The 15997-nt window shown below is 40.7% G+C and carries 17 protein-coding genes; 10 read left to right on the top strand and 7 right to left on the bottom strand.

Annotated features, from left to right (window positions below; all coding sequences use genetic code 11):
• Positions 1-5: 5 nt before the first annotated feature.
• From sufB to Q0X72_RS01175, 8 genes are all read left to right on the top strand, one after another.
• Positions 6-1451: a Fe-S cluster assembly protein SufB gene (gene sufB, locus Q0X72_RS01210; RefSeq protein WP_297760847.1), complete on the top strand. Its 1446-nt coding sequence runs from the start codon at positions 6-8 to the stop codon at positions 1449-1451.
• A gap of 40 nt (positions 1452-1491) precedes the next feature.
• Positions 1492-2244 carry a Fe-S cluster assembly ATPase SufC gene (gene sufC / locus Q0X72_RS01205; protein ID WP_297760845.1) on the top strand — a complete coding sequence of 251 codons (753 nt, stop codon included), beginning with the start codon at positions 1492-1494 and terminating at the stop codon, positions 2242-2244.
• A 62-nt stretch (positions 2245-2306) separates the two neighbouring features.
• Entirely contained in the window at positions 2307-3623 is a 1317-nt protein-coding gene (gene sufD, locus Q0X72_RS01200; RefSeq protein ID WP_297760842.1) for a Fe-S cluster assembly protein SufD, read from the top strand.
• Positions 3624-3657: 34 nt separating this feature from the next.
• Positions 3658-4884 (top strand): aminotransferase class V-fold PLP-dependent enzyme, encoded by a 1227-nt coding sequence (locus Q0X72_RS01195; protein WP_297760839.1) that lies wholly within the window; start codon positions 3658-3660, stop codon positions 4882-4884.
• Between the two features lie 93 nt (positions 4885-4977).
• Positions 4978-5400: a SufE family protein gene (locus Q0X72_RS01190; protein ID WP_297760837.1), complete on the top strand. Its 423-nt coding sequence runs from the start codon at positions 4978-4980 to the stop codon at positions 5398-5400.
• A gap of 7 nt (positions 5401-5407) precedes the next feature.
• Complete coding sequence (locus tag Q0X72_RS01185) at positions 5408-5734, top strand: iron-sulfur cluster assembly protein (RefSeq protein ID WP_297760834.1); 327 nt, start codon at positions 5408-5410, stop codon at positions 5732-5734.
• A gap of 29 nt (positions 5735-5763) precedes the next feature.
• Positions 5764-5946, top strand: a complete 183-nt coding sequence (locus Q0X72_RS01180; RefSeq protein ID WP_297760831.1) for a PspC domain-containing protein — start codon at positions 5764-5766, stop codon at positions 5944-5946.
• 55 nt (positions 5947-6001) lie between these two features.
• Positions 6002-6505, top strand: coding sequence for a DUF2480 family protein (locus tag Q0X72_RS01175; RefSeq protein ID WP_297760828.1), 504 nt, complete (start codon positions 6002-6004; stop codon positions 6503-6505).
• 329 nt (positions 6506-6834) lie between these two features.
• Here Q0X72_RS01175 and hflX read toward each other — a convergent pair whose 3' ends face one another.
• Positions 6835-8046 carry a GTPase HflX gene (gene hflX / locus Q0X72_RS01170; protein ID WP_297760826.1) on the bottom strand — a complete coding sequence of 404 codons (1212 nt, stop codon included), beginning with the start codon at positions 8044-8046 and terminating at the stop codon, positions 6835-6837.
• A 74-nt stretch (positions 8047-8120) separates the two neighbouring features.
• Between hflX and Q0X72_RS01165 the strand changes: the two genes are divergently transcribed.
• Positions 8121-9104, top strand: a complete 984-nt coding sequence (locus Q0X72_RS01165; protein ID WP_297760823.1) for an endonuclease — start codon at positions 8121-8123, stop codon at positions 9102-9104.
• Between the two features lie 12 nt (positions 9105-9116).
• Here Q0X72_RS01165 and Q0X72_RS01160 read toward each other — a convergent pair whose 3' ends face one another.
• Positions 9117-9830 carry a 3'-5' exonuclease gene (locus Q0X72_RS01160; RefSeq protein ID WP_297760820.1) on the bottom strand — a complete coding sequence of 238 codons (714 nt, stop codon included), beginning with the start codon at positions 9828-9830 and terminating at the stop codon, positions 9117-9119.
• Positions 9831-10010: 180 nt separating this feature from the next.
• Between Q0X72_RS01160 and Q0X72_RS01155 the strand changes: the two genes are divergently transcribed.
• Positions 10011-11069 carry a hypothetical protein gene (locus tag Q0X72_RS01155; protein ID WP_297760817.1) on the top strand — a complete coding sequence of 353 codons (1059 nt, stop codon included), beginning with the start codon at positions 10011-10013 and terminating at the stop codon, positions 11067-11069.
• A 156-nt stretch (positions 11070-11225) separates the two neighbouring features.
• Here Q0X72_RS01155 and Q0X72_RS01150 read toward each other — a convergent pair whose 3' ends face one another.
• From Q0X72_RS01150 to Q0X72_RS01130, 5 genes are read right to left on the bottom strand one after another with little or no spacing between them, the layout of a single operon-like run.
• Complete coding sequence (locus Q0X72_RS01150) at positions 11226-11705, bottom strand: methylated-DNA--[protein]-cysteine S-methyltransferase (protein ID WP_297760896.1); 480 nt, start codon at positions 11703-11705, stop codon at positions 11226-11228.
• A 1-nt stretch (position 11706) separates the two neighbouring features.
• Positions 11707-12810, bottom strand: coding sequence for a CNNM domain-containing protein (locus tag Q0X72_RS01145; RefSeq protein ID WP_297760814.1), 1104 nt, complete (start codon positions 12808-12810; stop codon positions 11707-11709).
• 59 nt (positions 12811-12869) lie between these two features.
• Positions 12870-14141, bottom strand: coding sequence for a serine hydrolase (locus tag Q0X72_RS01140; RefSeq protein WP_297760811.1), 1272 nt, complete (start codon positions 14139-14141; stop codon positions 12870-12872).
• A 22-nt stretch (positions 14142-14163) separates the two neighbouring features.
• Complete coding sequence (gene hemB / locus Q0X72_RS01135) at positions 14164-15153, bottom strand: porphobilinogen synthase (RefSeq protein WP_297760809.1); 990 nt, start codon at positions 15151-15153, stop codon at positions 14164-14166.
• A 42-nt stretch (positions 15154-15195) separates the two neighbouring features.
• Positions 15196-15987 (bottom strand): PhzF family phenazine biosynthesis protein, encoded by a 792-nt coding sequence (locus tag Q0X72_RS01130; RefSeq protein WP_297760806.1) that lies wholly within the window; start codon positions 15985-15987, stop codon positions 15196-15198.
• Positions 15988-15997 lie beyond the last annotated feature (10 nt).

The following is a 15997-nucleotide window of genomic DNA, read 5'->3' as shown; positions in this document are numbered from 1 at the left end:
AGAACATGGCATATACAGAGGAAGAATTAAAAAAAGAACTGGAAACCAAGGAATACGAATATGGTTTCTATACAGATATTGAATCGGACACTTTTCCCAAGGGATTGAGTGAGGAAGTTGTCATTGCCCTTTCCAAAAAGAAGGAAGAACCAGAATGGATGACCTTATGGAGGTTAGAGGCATTCAAAGGGTGGAAGGAAATGACAGAACCAGAGTGGGCCAACATTCACTACAAAAAACCCGATTTTCAGGACATCAGTTATTATTCTGCACCTAATAAAAAACCTAAATATGAAAGCCTGGACCAGGTAGATCCGGAATTATTGGACACTTTTAAGAAGTTAGGTATTTCATTAGACGAACAAAAAATATTAGCCGGTGTGGCGGTAGATATTGTTATGGATTCTGTTTCTGTGGCTACCACCTTTAAGAAAACACTGGCTGAAAAGGGAATTATTTTTTGTCCTATTTCAGAAGCTATCAAGGAGCACCCAGAGCTGGTTAAGAAATACATTGGGTCTATTGTTCCTCCAAAGGACAATTTTTACGCTGCATTAAACTCGGCGGTATTTACAGACGGTTCATTTTGCTACATCCCAAAAGGGGTAAGATGCCCCATGGAGCTTTCCACCTATTTCAGGATCAATCAGGCGGGTACAGGGCAGTTCGAAAGAACCCTGGTCATTGCAGATGAGGGCAGTTACGTAAGTTACCTGGAGGGCTGTACAGCACCTTCAAGAGATGAGAATCAATTGCACGCAGCTGTGGTAGAGCTGATCGCTTTAGATGATGCTGAGATCAAATATTCTACGGTACAAAACTGGTACCCGGGAAACAAAGAAGGAAAAGGAGGGGTTTACAATTTCGTGACCAAAAGAGGCATGTGTGAACGCAATGCCAAGATCTCCTGGACACAGGTGGAAACTGGTTCGGCCATTACATGGAAATACCCATCCTGTATCCTTAAAGGGGATAATTCTATCGGAGAATTCTACTCCATTGCCGTAACCAATAATTTCCAACAGGCAGATACCGGTACCAAGATGATACACTTAGGGAAGAATACCAAGAGTACCATCATATCTAAAGGGATCTCTGCTGGGAAATCGCAAAACAGCTATAGAGGATTAGTACAAGTTAACAGCAGGGCAGAGAACGCCCGTAACTTTTCTCAGTGCGATTCACTCCTAATGGGGAACGAATGCGGGGCTCATACATTTCCTTACATTGAAGTAAAGAACAAATCGGCTCAAATAGAGCATGAGGCCACCACAAGTAAGATTGGGGAAGACCAGATCTTTTATTGCAACCAACGTGGTATTGATACAGAAAAGGCCATAGCTCTTATCGTAAACGGATTTAGTAAAGAAGTACTCAATAAATTACCCATGGAATTTGCCGTGGAAGCTCAGAAACTCCTGGAAATAAGCCTGGAAGGTTCTGTAGGATAAGCAATCAATAAGAACAAGAATTAAAGTAAAATAGCATATCATGTTGAAAATTAAAGATCTGCATGCCAGAGTAGATGGTAAGGAAATCCTGAAGGGGGTAAATCTGGAAGTAAAACCAGGCGAGGTACACGCCATTATGGGACCTAACGGTTCCGGGAAGAGTACCCTTGCCTCTGTTATTGCAGGAAAAGAAGAATTCGAGATGACCAAAGGGACCATTCTTTATGAAGGAGAAGACCTGGATGAAGTTTCTCCCGAAGAAAGGGCTCATAAAGGAATATTTCTTTCGTTTCAATACCCGGTAGAGATCCCGGGAGTATCCGTAACGAACTTTATGAAAACGGCAATCAATGAATCTCGCAAAGCACGTGGGCAAGAAGATATGCCTGCCAATGAGATGCTGAAACTTATTCGGGAAAAATCTGAGCTCTTAGACATAGACAGGAAGTTTCTCTCCAGATCATTGAACGAAGGCTTTTCCGGAGGAGAAAAGAAACGGAATGAGATCTTTCAAATGGCCATGTTAGAACCAAAATTGGCTATTCTGGATGAAACTGATTCTGGTCTGGATATCGATGCGCTGCGTATAGTGGCCAACGGGGTGAACAAACTAAAGAGCAAGAAAAATGCGGTGATCCTGATCACGCACTATCAGAGGTTACTGGAATATATTATTCCCGATTTTGTGCATGTGATCCACGATGGGAAAATCGTGAAATCTGGCACTAAGGAATTGGCCCTGGAATTAGAAGAAAAAGGATACGACTGGTTAAAAAAGGAACCGGTAGCGTAACTAGAAAAAGAAATTAGGCGGTCGTATTTGGGATCGCCATAAATGAGCGAATATTAAGCAGCATGGATCTAAAGGAAAAATTGGTATCTTCTTTTATGGCATTCGAAAATAACGTGGATTTGGAAAATCCCATTCACGATATCAGATCTGAGGCCATAAAGAACTTTGAAACAAAAGGATTTCCCTCTAAAAAAGAGGAAGCCTGGAAATACACCTCCTTAAATAGTTTACAGAAAGTTGATTTCAGCATTTTTCCAAAAGAGGAAAATTCGCTGGAGTATAATCAGGTAAAGAAGTATTTCCTGCATGAGATAGACACCTACAAGATCGTTTTTATTGATGGGATCTACAGCTCTTACTTGTCAGAAACCACCCATGACGGGGTAGATATTTGTTTGATGAGTTCAGCGCTGACCAAGCCGATGTATAAGCCGGTAATCGATGTCTATTTCAACAAGATAGCTTCCAAGGAAGAATCGCTTACAACTTTAAATACGGCATTTAGCAGGGAAGGAGCATACATCTACATTCCGAAGAATAAGGCACCCAAAAAACCAGTTGAGATCTTACATTTTGCAACTGGGAACGAGGCATCGCTAATGCTACAGCCCAGAAATTTGATCATCGTTGAAGAAAATGCAGAATTACAGGTGATAGAAAGGCACCAAAGCCTTACAAAAAACGAGGTGCTGACCAATAGTGTCACAGAGATATTTGCTGCCAAAGATGCCATTGTGGATTATTATAAAGTTCAGAATGACACCAAAGACGCATCCCTAATAGATAACACCTATATCGCTCAGAAAGACAAGAGTGTCGTAAAAGTGCATACCTTTTCTTTTGGAGGGAAATTAACTCGTAATAACCTGAATTTCTTTCAGAACGGCGAGTATATAGATTCTACCTTAAAAGGGGTCACAATCCTGGGGGAAAAACAACATGTGGACCACCATACCCTGGTGCACCATAAGCAGCCAAATTGTGAGAGTCACCAGGATTACAAAGGTATTTATGGCGAACGATCTACGGGGGTTTTCAACGGAAAGATCATTGTAGATAAGATCGCTCAGAAGACCAATGCATTTCAGCAAAACAACAACGTCCTTATCAGCGACCAGGCAACCATCAATACCAAGCCTCAGCTCGAGATCTTTGCAGATGATGTGAAGTGTTCTCACGGATGTACCATTGGTCAGTTAGATGACGATGCTATGTTTTACCTGCAATCCAGGGGCATCCCAAGGAAAGAGGCCACCGGACTTCTTATGTATGCATTTGCGAATAATGTGCTGGAAAGCGTACGACTACCCGAATTAAAAAAACGGATCAACAAACTTATCGCTACCAAGCTTGGCGTTCGGTTAGGATTTGATCTGTAGGTTGGGATTGCTCAGATCAAATATCTTCCTCAGCATGACAGAGAACACATTGGATATCACCCAAATAAGAAAAGACTTCCCAATTTTAAACAGGAAAGTTAATGGGAATCCGCTGATCTATTTTGACAATGCTGCTACCTCACAAACTCCCAAACAGGTAATAGATACCATTGTTGATTACTACAGTAATTACAACGCCAATATACATCGCGGGGTGCATGCCCTGGCACAAGAAGCTACCGAGGCATACGAAGGGGCCAGAACTAAAATACAGCATTTCTTTAATGCGGCTAAGGCCCATGAGATCATATTTACCTCGGGGACAACACATAGCATCAACCTGGTGGCCAATGGGTTTACAGCCTTTTTGAAAAAAGGGGATGAGGTGCTGGTTTCTGCTATGGAGCATCATTCCAATATTGTTCCCTGGCAAATGCTCTGTGAGCGAACCGGGGCAAGCTTAAAGGTCATTCCTATGAGTAAAGAGGGAGAACTTTTGATGGATAGCTACCGTGATCTGCTGTCGGACAGAACGAAATTGGTTGTTTGTAACCATGTATCCAATGCCTTGGGAACAATCAACCCTATCCAAGAACTTATCACCCTGGCTCATGACGCAGGAGCGGCAGTTCTTATAGACGGGGCACAATCATCACCCCATATTAAAGTGGATGTTCAAAAACTGGATGTTGACTTCTATACTGCTTCGGCCCATAAATTATGTGGCCCTACGGGGATTGGGATGTTGTATGGAAAGTCGGCATGGTTAGCCAAGTTACCGCCCTATCAGGGAGGTGGAGAGATGATTGCTGAGGTTACTTTTGAAAAGACCACCTATGCAGATCTTCCCTATAAATTTGAGGCTGGCACTCCTAATATTAGTGGAGGTATTGCCTTTGGAGCGGCCTTAGATTATTTAAACAGCATAGGAATAGAAGCTATTGAGGACTATGAGCACGACTTGTTGATCTATGCTACCAAGCAACTTTCGGAAATAGAGGGGGTAAAGATCTATGGTACTTCAAAAAACAAGACGGCCGTAATTTCCTTTAATATTCAGGGAATCCATCCCTATGATATGGGAACATTGTTAGACAAGATGGGCATTGCAGTGCGTACGGGGCATCATTGTGCCCAACCCGTAATGGACTACTATAAAATACCCGGTACTATACGCGCAAGCTTTAGTTTTTATAATACAAAAGAAGAGATAAACCGGTTTATTGAGGCAGTAATAAAGGCAAAAAAAATGCTGCGATAAGGATTTAATCCCATGATCCTTCTGGTAGGTAAACAGGGCCAGACTATTGAAAGACAGTAATACTTATCGTATTTTTACGACAAAGAACAGTGAATGAGCATACAGGAAATACAAGATGAGATAGTAGACGAATTTTCAATGTTTGATGATTGGATGCAGCGCTATGAATATATGATAGAGCTTGGTAAATCGCTGCCCCTGATCAAAGAACAATACAAAACAGACGATAACATAATCAAAGGATGCCAAAGTAAGGTTTGGGTACATGCTGAACTGGAGGGTGATAAACTAGTTTTTACGGCAGACAGTGATGCTATAATTACAAAAGGGATCATTGCCATCCTTATAAGAACCTTTAGTCATCAGAAACCGCAGGACATCATTGATGCCAATACGGGATTCATTGACCAAATTGGGCTAAAAGAGCATTTATCCCCCACCAGGGCCAACGGCCTGGTTAGCATGATAAAACAACTAAAATTATATGCGGTGGCATATCAAACACAGTTAAATTAGGAAGAAGATGAGTGAGACCGTTATTGATACACAAGAATTAGGTGAAAAGATCGTAAAAGTGTTAAAGACCATTTACGATCCGGAGATCCCTGTAGATATTTATGAATTAGGACTGATCTATGACGTCTTTGTCAATGAGGACAATGAAGTAAAGATACTGATGACCTTAACCTCACCAAACTGCCCGGTAGCGGAAACACTGCCGGTAGAAGTGGAAGAGAAGGTAAAGTCGCTCAACGTAGTAAAAGATGCTGTGGTTGAGATCACTTTTGATCCCCCATGGAACCAGGATCTGATGAGTGAAGAAGCTAAATTAGAATTAGGGATGCTTTAAGTTAACAACCATAATAACTTCGAATTTCTATGCAAAATAAACGACTTGAAAAATCTGATGACAGAGTTGTATTTGGCGTATGTGGAGGCATTGCGGATTTTTTAGGATGGTCTAAACAAACTGTGAGAATATTATGGTTTGTATTTACTTTAATGGGCTTAGGCATTTTGGTATATCTAATATTGGCCCTGATCATGCCATCCAAAAGTTAAGGAGGTAGTGATTTAATATAGATTGCCAGAGGGCTGTATAACCAGTATAATAAGAATGGCAGATATTGTAAACAGAGTGGCTCAAAGCAAACTCCTGACTATTGATCTTGAGGATTACTATCCTGAAGGCGAACGGGTTGTTTTGGATATAAAGGATTGGCTATACGAAGGGATCGTCCTTAAGGAAAAAGAATTCAGAGCCTTCGTTACAGATCATGCATGGGAACAATACAAGGATGCATATGTAGCCATGCATTGTTCTACAGATGCCATAGTTCCGGGCTGGGCGTTTATGCTGATCACCACCAAGTTGCAGCCTTATGCAAAACAAATAGTGCTTGGAGACCTGGAATTACTTGAAACCGCACTTTTCAGATCAGTAATAGACGCACTAGACGTATCATCATTTAAGGACAAGCCGGTTATCATTAAAGGATGTTCCAGTAAACCTGTTCCCGAAAACGCTTATATATGGGCAACTCAAAAACTTCAAGGCGTGGCCAAAAGTATTATGTATGGGGAAGCTTGTTCTTCTGTGCCACTTTTTAAGAAGAAGTGACAACTTCAATCAAACTTTAAACTTTAGTATTCAGCAGCTCGTTCATTATACCACAATACAACAAAAAATACCCTGAGCAATCGATCAGGGTTTTTTGTTAGTAGGTCTGTTAATAAGATCTAAATTCTTAGTGTTGATTTGGGGAAATGAACACTAAAGTAGCAAGTTCAGGTAGGATTTGGGGATAAACACGTACACTTAACTACACTGTAAATGTATCACCAGAAGGTCTGGAAGCCAAAACTATGTTGTCAACTATTGAGTTCTTGTTGTGAAAAATATGAAGGGTTTATTTCTTCGATGAACTACCTAAATTTTCTTGTCACAATCTAGTATTCATCCAAATTTTCGGGGTACAAAAAGTTGTTATATGGGAATCTTGTGACGTGAATATTTCGCACTGTCTTATAAACTTGTACTTTAAATGCTTCCAAATTCTCTTTGTTCAGGGCTGAAATAAAGAGCGCATTGCCACCCATACGATGCATCCAGGTATTTTCCCATTCTTCCAGACTCATATGCCTGTTGGTCTTTTCGGTGATTAGATCGTCTTCTTCAATAACCTCAGCTTTGTAAAGATCTATTTTGTTAAAGACCATTATGGTCTCTTTATTGGCTGAGCCTATCTCGTTTAGTACCTTATTCACAGAGGCGATATGCTCTTCAAAGTTGGGATGGGAGATGTCAACTACATGCAACAGCATGTCTGCTTCCCTTACCTCATCGAGTGTGCTTTTAAAGCTCTCTATCAATTGGGTGGGTAGTTTACGGATGAACCCTACTGTATCACTCAATAAAAAGGGAAGGTTGCCAATGACCACTTTACGAACCGTAGTATCTAGTGTTGCAAACAGTTTATTTTCGGCAAAGACATTGCTCTTGCTAATGACGTTCATAAGTGTAGACTTACCCACATTTGTATACCCCACTAACGCTACCCTAACTAATGAACCGCGGTTACCACGCTGGGTTTCCATTTGGCGGTCTATCTTCTTAAGTTTCTTTTTTAGCAGCGAGATGCGGTCTCGTACTATTCGTCTATCTGTTTCTATTTCCGTTTCCCCGGGTCCACGCATCCCAATCCCACCACGTTGTCTTTCCAGGTGGGTCCATAAGCCTGTTAATCTTGGTAAGAGATATTCGTACTGGGCGAGTTCTACCTGGGTTCTGGCATAACTGGTCTGAGCCCTTTGGGCGAAAATATCTAGGATAAGCCCTGTTCTATCCAGGATCTTACATCTAAGTTGCTTTTCAATATTGCGTTGCTGAACAGGAGTAAGTTCATCATCAAAGATCACAGAACCGATCTCATGTTCCTTTACAAAAGCCTCCACTTCTTGAATCTTCCCACTACCTATATAGGTCTTGGGATTGGGGAGATCTATCCGTTGCACAAAACGCTTGGCTACCTCACCACCGGCAGTAAAGGTTAGGAACTCCAGCTCATCCAGATATTCCGTTACCTTTTCTTCATTTTGTTCTTTAGTGATAACGCCAATGAGAACTGCCTTTTCATGATCTATTGTTTTTTTCTCTAGCATACTATAGAATATAGTGCAAAGCTACACAATACCTGCTAAGCGATTTCGTATTTTAGGGATCATATTTATGACACATGGCAATTACTTTCTTTCGGAAGAAGCGTATAACTAACCTTTTTACTATAGCCTTTTACAATCTTGAGAATTTATTTGACACTAAAAACGATCCAACAAAACTCGATGATGATTTTACACCCAAGGGATTTAAAAAATGGACCCCTAAGCGGTACCGTAAGAAAATAAGAAAATTATCCAGGACCCTATCCCATCTTGGAGTAAAGGAAAGTCAAAGGGCCCCTGTACTAATTGGGTTGGCAGAACTGGAGAATAAAAGGGTGATAGAGGATCTAATCGATGCACCGTCCCTCAAGGACAAAGCGTATCAATATGTTCACTACGATTCTCCTGATGAACGAGGGATAGATACTGCCCTGCTGTATGACCCAAAACACTTTAAAGTGATAGCCTCAGAGAAGATTCCACTAATGGTTAAAAACTTGAACGGTGTACTCGATGCTACCCGGGACATCCTGTATGTTCATGGCCATCTCAATAGGGAAGAGATACACCTCTTTGTAAATCATTGGCCCTCACGCAGAGATGGTGATACGGAGACGGCGTATAAAAGAATTAAAGCAGCAGCGACCATCCATGCCTTTATTTCAACTATTGAAGAGAAGGATTCCAATCCAAATATTGTGGTTATGGGTGACTTTAATGATGGCCCCGCGGATAAAAGCATTCAAACCCTGGTAAATGGAAAAAAACTCTATAATCCCATGGAGATTCTTATCACTATGCGAAGAGGCAGTGCCAATTACAAACAACGCTGGTCACTTTTTGATCAGATCATCCTTTCCAACACCTTTTTTAACAAAGAGGCGGGGACTCATAGTTTTACACATGCCAATATCTTTGACGATCGGTTCTTAAAAGAATGGAGTGGCCGTTACAAGGGAAATCCGTTTAGGACGTATGTGGGAAGGAAGTATTTAGGAGGCTATAGTGATCATTTTCCGGTCTATGTACAGTTTCTTTATACAGCACCTTTTGTCTAATGCAATGGAGACTCAGACCTTTTTTATTTCCTGATCTTCCAATAGTATATCATTTCGCAGACGCAGAAATACCTGAGCCACGGTGATCACATCGCGTTCGCAATAGAGGATAATACGGTCCAGATCCTTTTCTTCATAATAGACTTGCCTTACCATGCTACCATCAATATCTTCCTTTGGGGAAGGAATTCCCAGGATATTGGCCATCAATTTAAGGGAGGTATAATGCTTATAATCTCCGAATTTCCAGAGTTCCATGGTATCCAGATGAGGCACTTCCCAGGGTTTTTTACCAAACAGGTTCAACTTACTAGGGATAGGGATCCCCAGGATGATCATACGGCGGGCGATATAAGGAAAATCGAATTCTTTCCCATTGTGGGCACATAAGAGGTATTTTGGGTGTCTAAAATGAGCTTCTAATAGATTGTTGAACTCTTGCAATATTGTTTTTTCATCCCCGTGGAAAGTAGTCACCCGGAATTGTCGTTGACTGCCTTTAAAATGAAAATACCCTACAGAAATACAAATGATCTTGCCAAATTCTGCCCATATCCCTGCATTATCATAATACTCTTCCGCAGATTCATCTTCTGCTCTGCGATATTGGGATTTATGGTCCCATAATTGCCTTTTGGTTTCATCGAGCCGGGAATACTCCCTTTCTTCAGGAACCGTTTCAATGTCGAGGAAAAGAATATGTTCAAGATCTATTTTTTGAAGCATTAGGGTATGATGATAAGACGAACGAATTACACTATGGTCTTTGCTATATTAAAGATACTAAGAAATGTATTCTTCACATTTCTGAAAAGGGTTCATGGCAAAGAGAGTATATAAGGGTGAAAGTAGCTTTCGGTTTCTAATCTTTAATTTGAGATTATGTATTTTTAAAGAAAAACTTGCATGAAATATCATCAATTACTTGCTGTGTTCCTGTGTCTGGCCTTTTTTATATCCTGTTCTAAGGATAATGGGCCGGGTACTGTTCAGTATAGCTATAATTCTACACAGGAAATCGGGTCTCAGATCAACCTTACCCAGACACTTGGCCTGGATCCATTTTATATAACATTGCGACAGGTAGATGAAGTGGTCTCATTTTACAGTTTTAGTGCGGGTAGTTTTTCAATTCTTCAGCAAAACACACTAAACGGTCAATCTACTGCGTATCCCGACTTTTATACGGTAACAGAAGAACGATCCATAACCTGGGGGACAAATTCTGAGGACCTTTTGTTTTTGGGTAATTACAGCCCCAAAGGGAGTCGGGATTTTGGGATAAGAACCCTGGATCCTGATGATGGAAGCTTTTCGGACCTTCCTATAGAGTTCAATATTCAGCAAGCATATGATCCATTATATTACCGCCAACGGATCTTAATGACGTATAAAGACGAAGCAGGAGCTTATAAAATTGCCGTTTTCAATACAGAAACACGCTCTATTATAAGTACGCTAGACTATGGCGAAGGCGTCCCCAATGTTCTCATAGATGATGAAGGCAATATCGGTGTTGTAATTGGGACCGGGAGTTCTAATTTTGTGTATCAGGTGTACGATATTGAGACCCTTATACTTCAAAGTGAATCATCGTTTAATTTAGATAAGTTTTTGCCACCGGGACCTTTACAAGGAGCCGTTAATGGCAATACCCTCTTTTATTCCAATTCGTTGGCACAACCATCCCCCGTAACTTTTGGGCCGGCCTATTTCAATTTTGAGAACGATACTGATTTCGTTATTGATATTCTAAGTATTGTACAACAAGTAGAATCAGAAACTGAGTCCACAATAGTGTTAACCGCCATGCGGTACATTGAAGAAGCTGAGGTCTTTCTTATGGGATATGCGAATGACAATTTTACGACGGAGATTATTGGCGGTGTACTTGTCATCTCTAAAACGGGAACCCTGTTGGAGCGTATTGAAGTGCCTTTTGCCCCTACTTATTTCATTAAATAGCAGAAAAGCAGCTAACAGACCAGCTGGTTGGTTTTATTGTTTGAGATTTCTGAATGAAATTGAGTGGGTAGGGAGAAAACTAACAAATAGATCGACCAAAGGGTAAACTATTCAATAAATCTGTAAGGATTGGAGAGCAACAAACCACATGGTCTGTTAATTTGGGAATAAGGAACCTTGTTTTGCGGGACTCTCATGGTTCAACAACCATTTTTTACGGTGTAATCCTCCTGCATAACCTACCAGATCACCATTACTTCCTATCACTCTATGACAGGGAATTACGATCCATAATGGATTTTTCCCATTGGCAGCAGCAACCGCCCGAATGGCTTTAACATCGCCCAATTTTTTTGATAATTCCAGGTAGGAGATTTGTTTTCCATAGGGAATAGTTTGTAATTCCTTCCAAACCCTAAGTTGGAATTCTGTTCCTAAAGGATTTAATTCTAATTGAAAGTCCTTTCTTTTGCCTTCAAAATACTCTTTTAATTGATAAGCCGCATCTTCAAGTAGTTCAGGAATTTCAATTGTTTCAACAGGTTTATCGTCAAGAATAGAAATTGATCTTATTCCTTCAAGATCACCTTCTATTTTTGCCCAACCCAAAGGCGTTTCTATTAGTGCTTCTTCAATTTTATTCAATAATACCTGTTTTTTTGGCTCTAGCCTCCCATTTTTTCCTGGCTAAAACCTGAAGATCTTCATGGTGGTCGCTTTCATCCATTATTTCCAGACCTAAAAGGGTTTCTATGATGTCTTCCATGGAAACTAACCCACTAATAGAGCCATATTCATCGGTAACCAATGCTATATGCTCCTTTTTTGAAATAAAAATTTCGAACAATTGTGGAATGGATGTATTTCTGGTGGTCATAAGGATATCTCTTCTTATTGAGGATAAGGGAAAATCCCCTTTTTCATTGATAATTTCTTCCAATACTGTGTCCTTCAATACAAAACCAGTAATAATATCTACCCGTTCCCCGTATAATGGAATGCGTGAGAAACGAAGTTCAGGATTTTCCTTAAAGAATTCTCTAATAGTCTGATTTTCTGAAGCTATTTTCATGACCGCCCTGGGAGTCATAATATCTTTAACTAAAACCTCTTTAAAACGTAACAAATTTTTAATGACCGTAGACTCTGAAGCCTCAAAGACCCCTTCTTCCTGAGCGATATCGGCCATAACCGTAAAATCTTCACGGCTTAGCACACTGCCATGTATCGCTTTCTTGCTTATTAATTTTGTAAATAGTTGAAGCACCCACAATAAGCCAGTCCATTTGAGTATTAGGACCAAAATATTGAGTGACCTAGTCGTAAAATTTGCCAGTTTCTGCCAATAGGTGGCCCCCAGGGTTTTAGGAATGATCTCAGACGCCACAAGAATAAGTATCGTCATTATGGCGGAAACGACCCCAACCATAAGCTCTTCCGTGAATTGCAGGCCTAAAAAGCTGTTTGTGCTATTGCCATACGACTCAGCATAAGTAACCTTGGCCTGAACACCCACTAAAATAGCTCCAACCGTATGGGCAACGGTATTTAACGTTAATATCGCTATTAAAGGTTTGTCTATATCCTTTTTCAGATTCTCCAATCTAAAAGCATATTTCTTATTTTCTTTCTTTTTGAGATTTATAAAAGTGGGTGTAACGCTAAGTAAAACGGCTTCCCAAATAGAACACAAAAAAGAGAAAAAGATGGAAATGAAAATGTAAAAAAATAGTAATTCCATGTTGGTAGATTCAATAGCGAAGGTAAGAATTATTAAAAAAACAAATAAGATGATATATACTACCTGTAAAAGGTGTAAAAGACCTCGTGAAGGGAGGTCCGAATATGCAGGTCATATAAATTTCGATGTGTTCTGAATGGATGAACACGATTTGATAAAAATATAAATACCAATTGGTATTTCGGGTCGGCCCACACAAAAGTGCCCGTAAACCCACTATGGCCAAAGCTTTCCGGACTGGCGGAGGGTGCGGGATAGGCATCTTCTAAGCTCCTGTCAACATTATCTAATAAAGGTTTATCAAAACCAAGTCCCCTTCTATTTTCATTCTCGGGATATTGTATAGATGTAAATTCTCTGACCGTTTCTTCCTTTAATAAACGATGCCCTTCAAGGACCCCATAATTTTGATAGAACTGCATAAACCGATAAAGATCGTGCGCGGTACCAAAAAGTCCTGCGTTCCCGGAAATACCTCCCAGGAGGGAAGCATTCTCATCGTGTACCCATCCATGAACCAGGGCTTTTCTATAACGATGGTCATATTCTGTGGGAACAAGGGCATTTGGAAAGCCTTTTTTCTGTGGAAGAAATCCCAGACTGGGGATGTCAAGGGGGAAAATAAATTCTTTGGTCAATTCGTATGAATAGGAATGGCCTGTAAGCTTTTCGATGAGCTCAGGAAATAATAAAAATGCCAGACCAGAATATTTGTATTCCTTCAGATCGTCCACTTCAGAGCGACGGATCATTCTATTCATTTTATGTTGGAACCTATTGGCCACGTAAAGATCCTCATAGGCCTGTTTTTTAAAATTGCCCTTTAGTTTATTGCTTAGAAATCTTGATTTGAGTTCATCTTTCCGCATTACCTCATTTAAAAAGACAATGTAAGGGGTTAAACCAGCCTGATGCGCCAATATCTCCCGCAGTGTAAGATCCTTTTTATTTTTTATGCGCTGCCAGGACTTCCAATAGGTACTAAAGGGAGCGTCAAGATCTATTTTTCCTTCTTCATACAGTTTCATCAGAAGTGGTAGAGGCCCTAGTATCTTGGTGAGAGAGGCCAGATCATACAGATCGTTCGTCTTAACCGGCTGCAGACTGTCATAGGTGTGATATCCGTACGCTTTATGAAAAACAATGGTCCCTTCCTTAGCCACCAGCAGCTGGGCTCCGGGGAAGGCCTCATTTATTATACCGTTTGTTATAATTGAATCTACGCTGGATTGAAGTTTATTTTTGGAAGATATTTGTGGGGATTGACTGTAGCTGTTTATTAATATACCAAAAAGTATAATAATATACACAATGCCATTTCTAAAAACCATGAACTACTTATTTACTGTAATTTTAGCTCATTAATGCCACAGCTTCTTTCGCGAAATATGATGCAATGATGTTTGCTCCGGCCCTTTTCATAGCGATCAATTGTTCCATCATTACGGAATCGTGATCTAACCATCCTCTTTCTGCCGCAGCTTTTAACATGGCATATTCCCCTGAGACCTGATATACAGCTACAGGCACATCTACTGCATTTTTAACTTCTCGTACAATGTCCAGATAACAAAGGCCTGGTTTTACCATAATAATGTCGGCCCCTTCTTCCACATCCATTTCCGCCTCTTTAACAGCCTCGAATCTGTTAGCAGGATCCATCTGATAGGTTTGTTTGTCTTTAGGGGCATCGCCGCTAGTTGAGGGAGCAGAGTCCAGGGCATCTCTAAAAGGGCCATAAAAAGCACTGGCATATTTTGCTCCATAACTCATTATTCCGGTAGTGGTAAGTTCTTCATCTTCCAGGGCTTCGCGTATGATTTGTATTCTCCCATCCATCATATCACTGGGAGCCACAAAATCTGCCCCTGCCTTGGCATGAGAGATACTCATTTCCGCTAAAATTTCGTTGGTGGCATCATTTAATATAATGCCGTTTGAAACGATTCCGTCATGGCCGAAGGTGGAATACGGATCGAGCGCAACATCGGTCATCACCAACATATCCGGGCAAGCATCCTTTACCGTCTTAATGGCTCGCTGCATTAAGCCATGTTCATTTAAAGCCTCAGACCCTGTATTGTCTTTTAAATTATCCGGTACCTTTACAAAAAGAAGTACGGCGCATAGCCCCATATTCCAGAGTTCTTTTGCTTCTTTCCCTAAATTATCCAGGCTCAATCGAAAATAATTGGGCATAGAAGGTATTTCTTCTTTTACGCCATTTCCTTCCACAACAAAGAGAGGAACCAAAAAATCACTAGGGGTTATAATGGTTTCACGCACAAGATGTCTAATGGAATTACTATTTCTAAGGATTCGATTTCTTCTAAGTGGATACATGGAGTTTTATTTATTCTTAAAGTTAAGCGATTTGATCGGTTTCTACAGTATTATTTCGCCGCTTAAATAGGGTACAGCCTTTCCGGAAATAAGGACCCGATCTCCCAAATATGTGCAGCGAATAGTGCCTCCTCTTGCAGATAATTGTTTGGCAACCAATTCCTTTTTACCCAACCTTTTAGCCCAATAGGGCGTAAGACTTGTATGGGCCGAACCCGTGACAGGGTCTTCGGGAATCCCGCAACAGGGAGCAAAGAATCGCGAGACCATATCTACCTCATTTCCCGGAGCAGAGACAATGATCCCTCTGGCTTCTATAGCATCCAAAAGAAAAAAGTTAGGCTTCATGGAACTTATCATTTCTTCATTTTCATAGATCAATAAATAATCTGTCTTGCCTTTAAAGGTTTTTAAAGGAGTAAGACCGAGTGCCTCCACTATTTTTTCGTTAATGGGCACTTCCTCCAGCGTATCTGTCGGGAAATTCATTGTAAGATTACCCGAGGTTTCCCTGAATACAGATAATTCCCCACTTCTGTTAGAATAAAAGTTGATAGTATCTGAGGCATGTTGGTAATAGTGGAAGAGTACATAAGCGCTTGCCAGTGTTGCATGCCCGCAGAGGTCCACCTCCAGTTCCGGGGTAAACCAACGAATATGGTACAGACCTTCCTCTTTTACAACAAAAGCAGTTTCTGCCAGGTTGTTCTCCATAGCGATCTTTTGCATAATGTCATCCGCCAACCAGGTATCCATGACGCAGACGGCTGCAGGATTCCCCTGGAACAAGGCATCTGCAAAGGCATCTATCTGATATATCTTTTGTGTTCTCATAGGATGGTAT

The sequence above is a fragment of the uncultured Muriicola sp. genome (assembly GCF_947258935.1).
Taxonomy (GTDB): domain Bacteria; phylum Bacteroidota; class Bacteroidia; order Flavobacteriales; family Flavobacteriaceae; genus Muriicola.
Note: the sequence above shows the minus strand (reverse complement) of the source record. Positions and strands in the feature narration are given on the sequence as shown.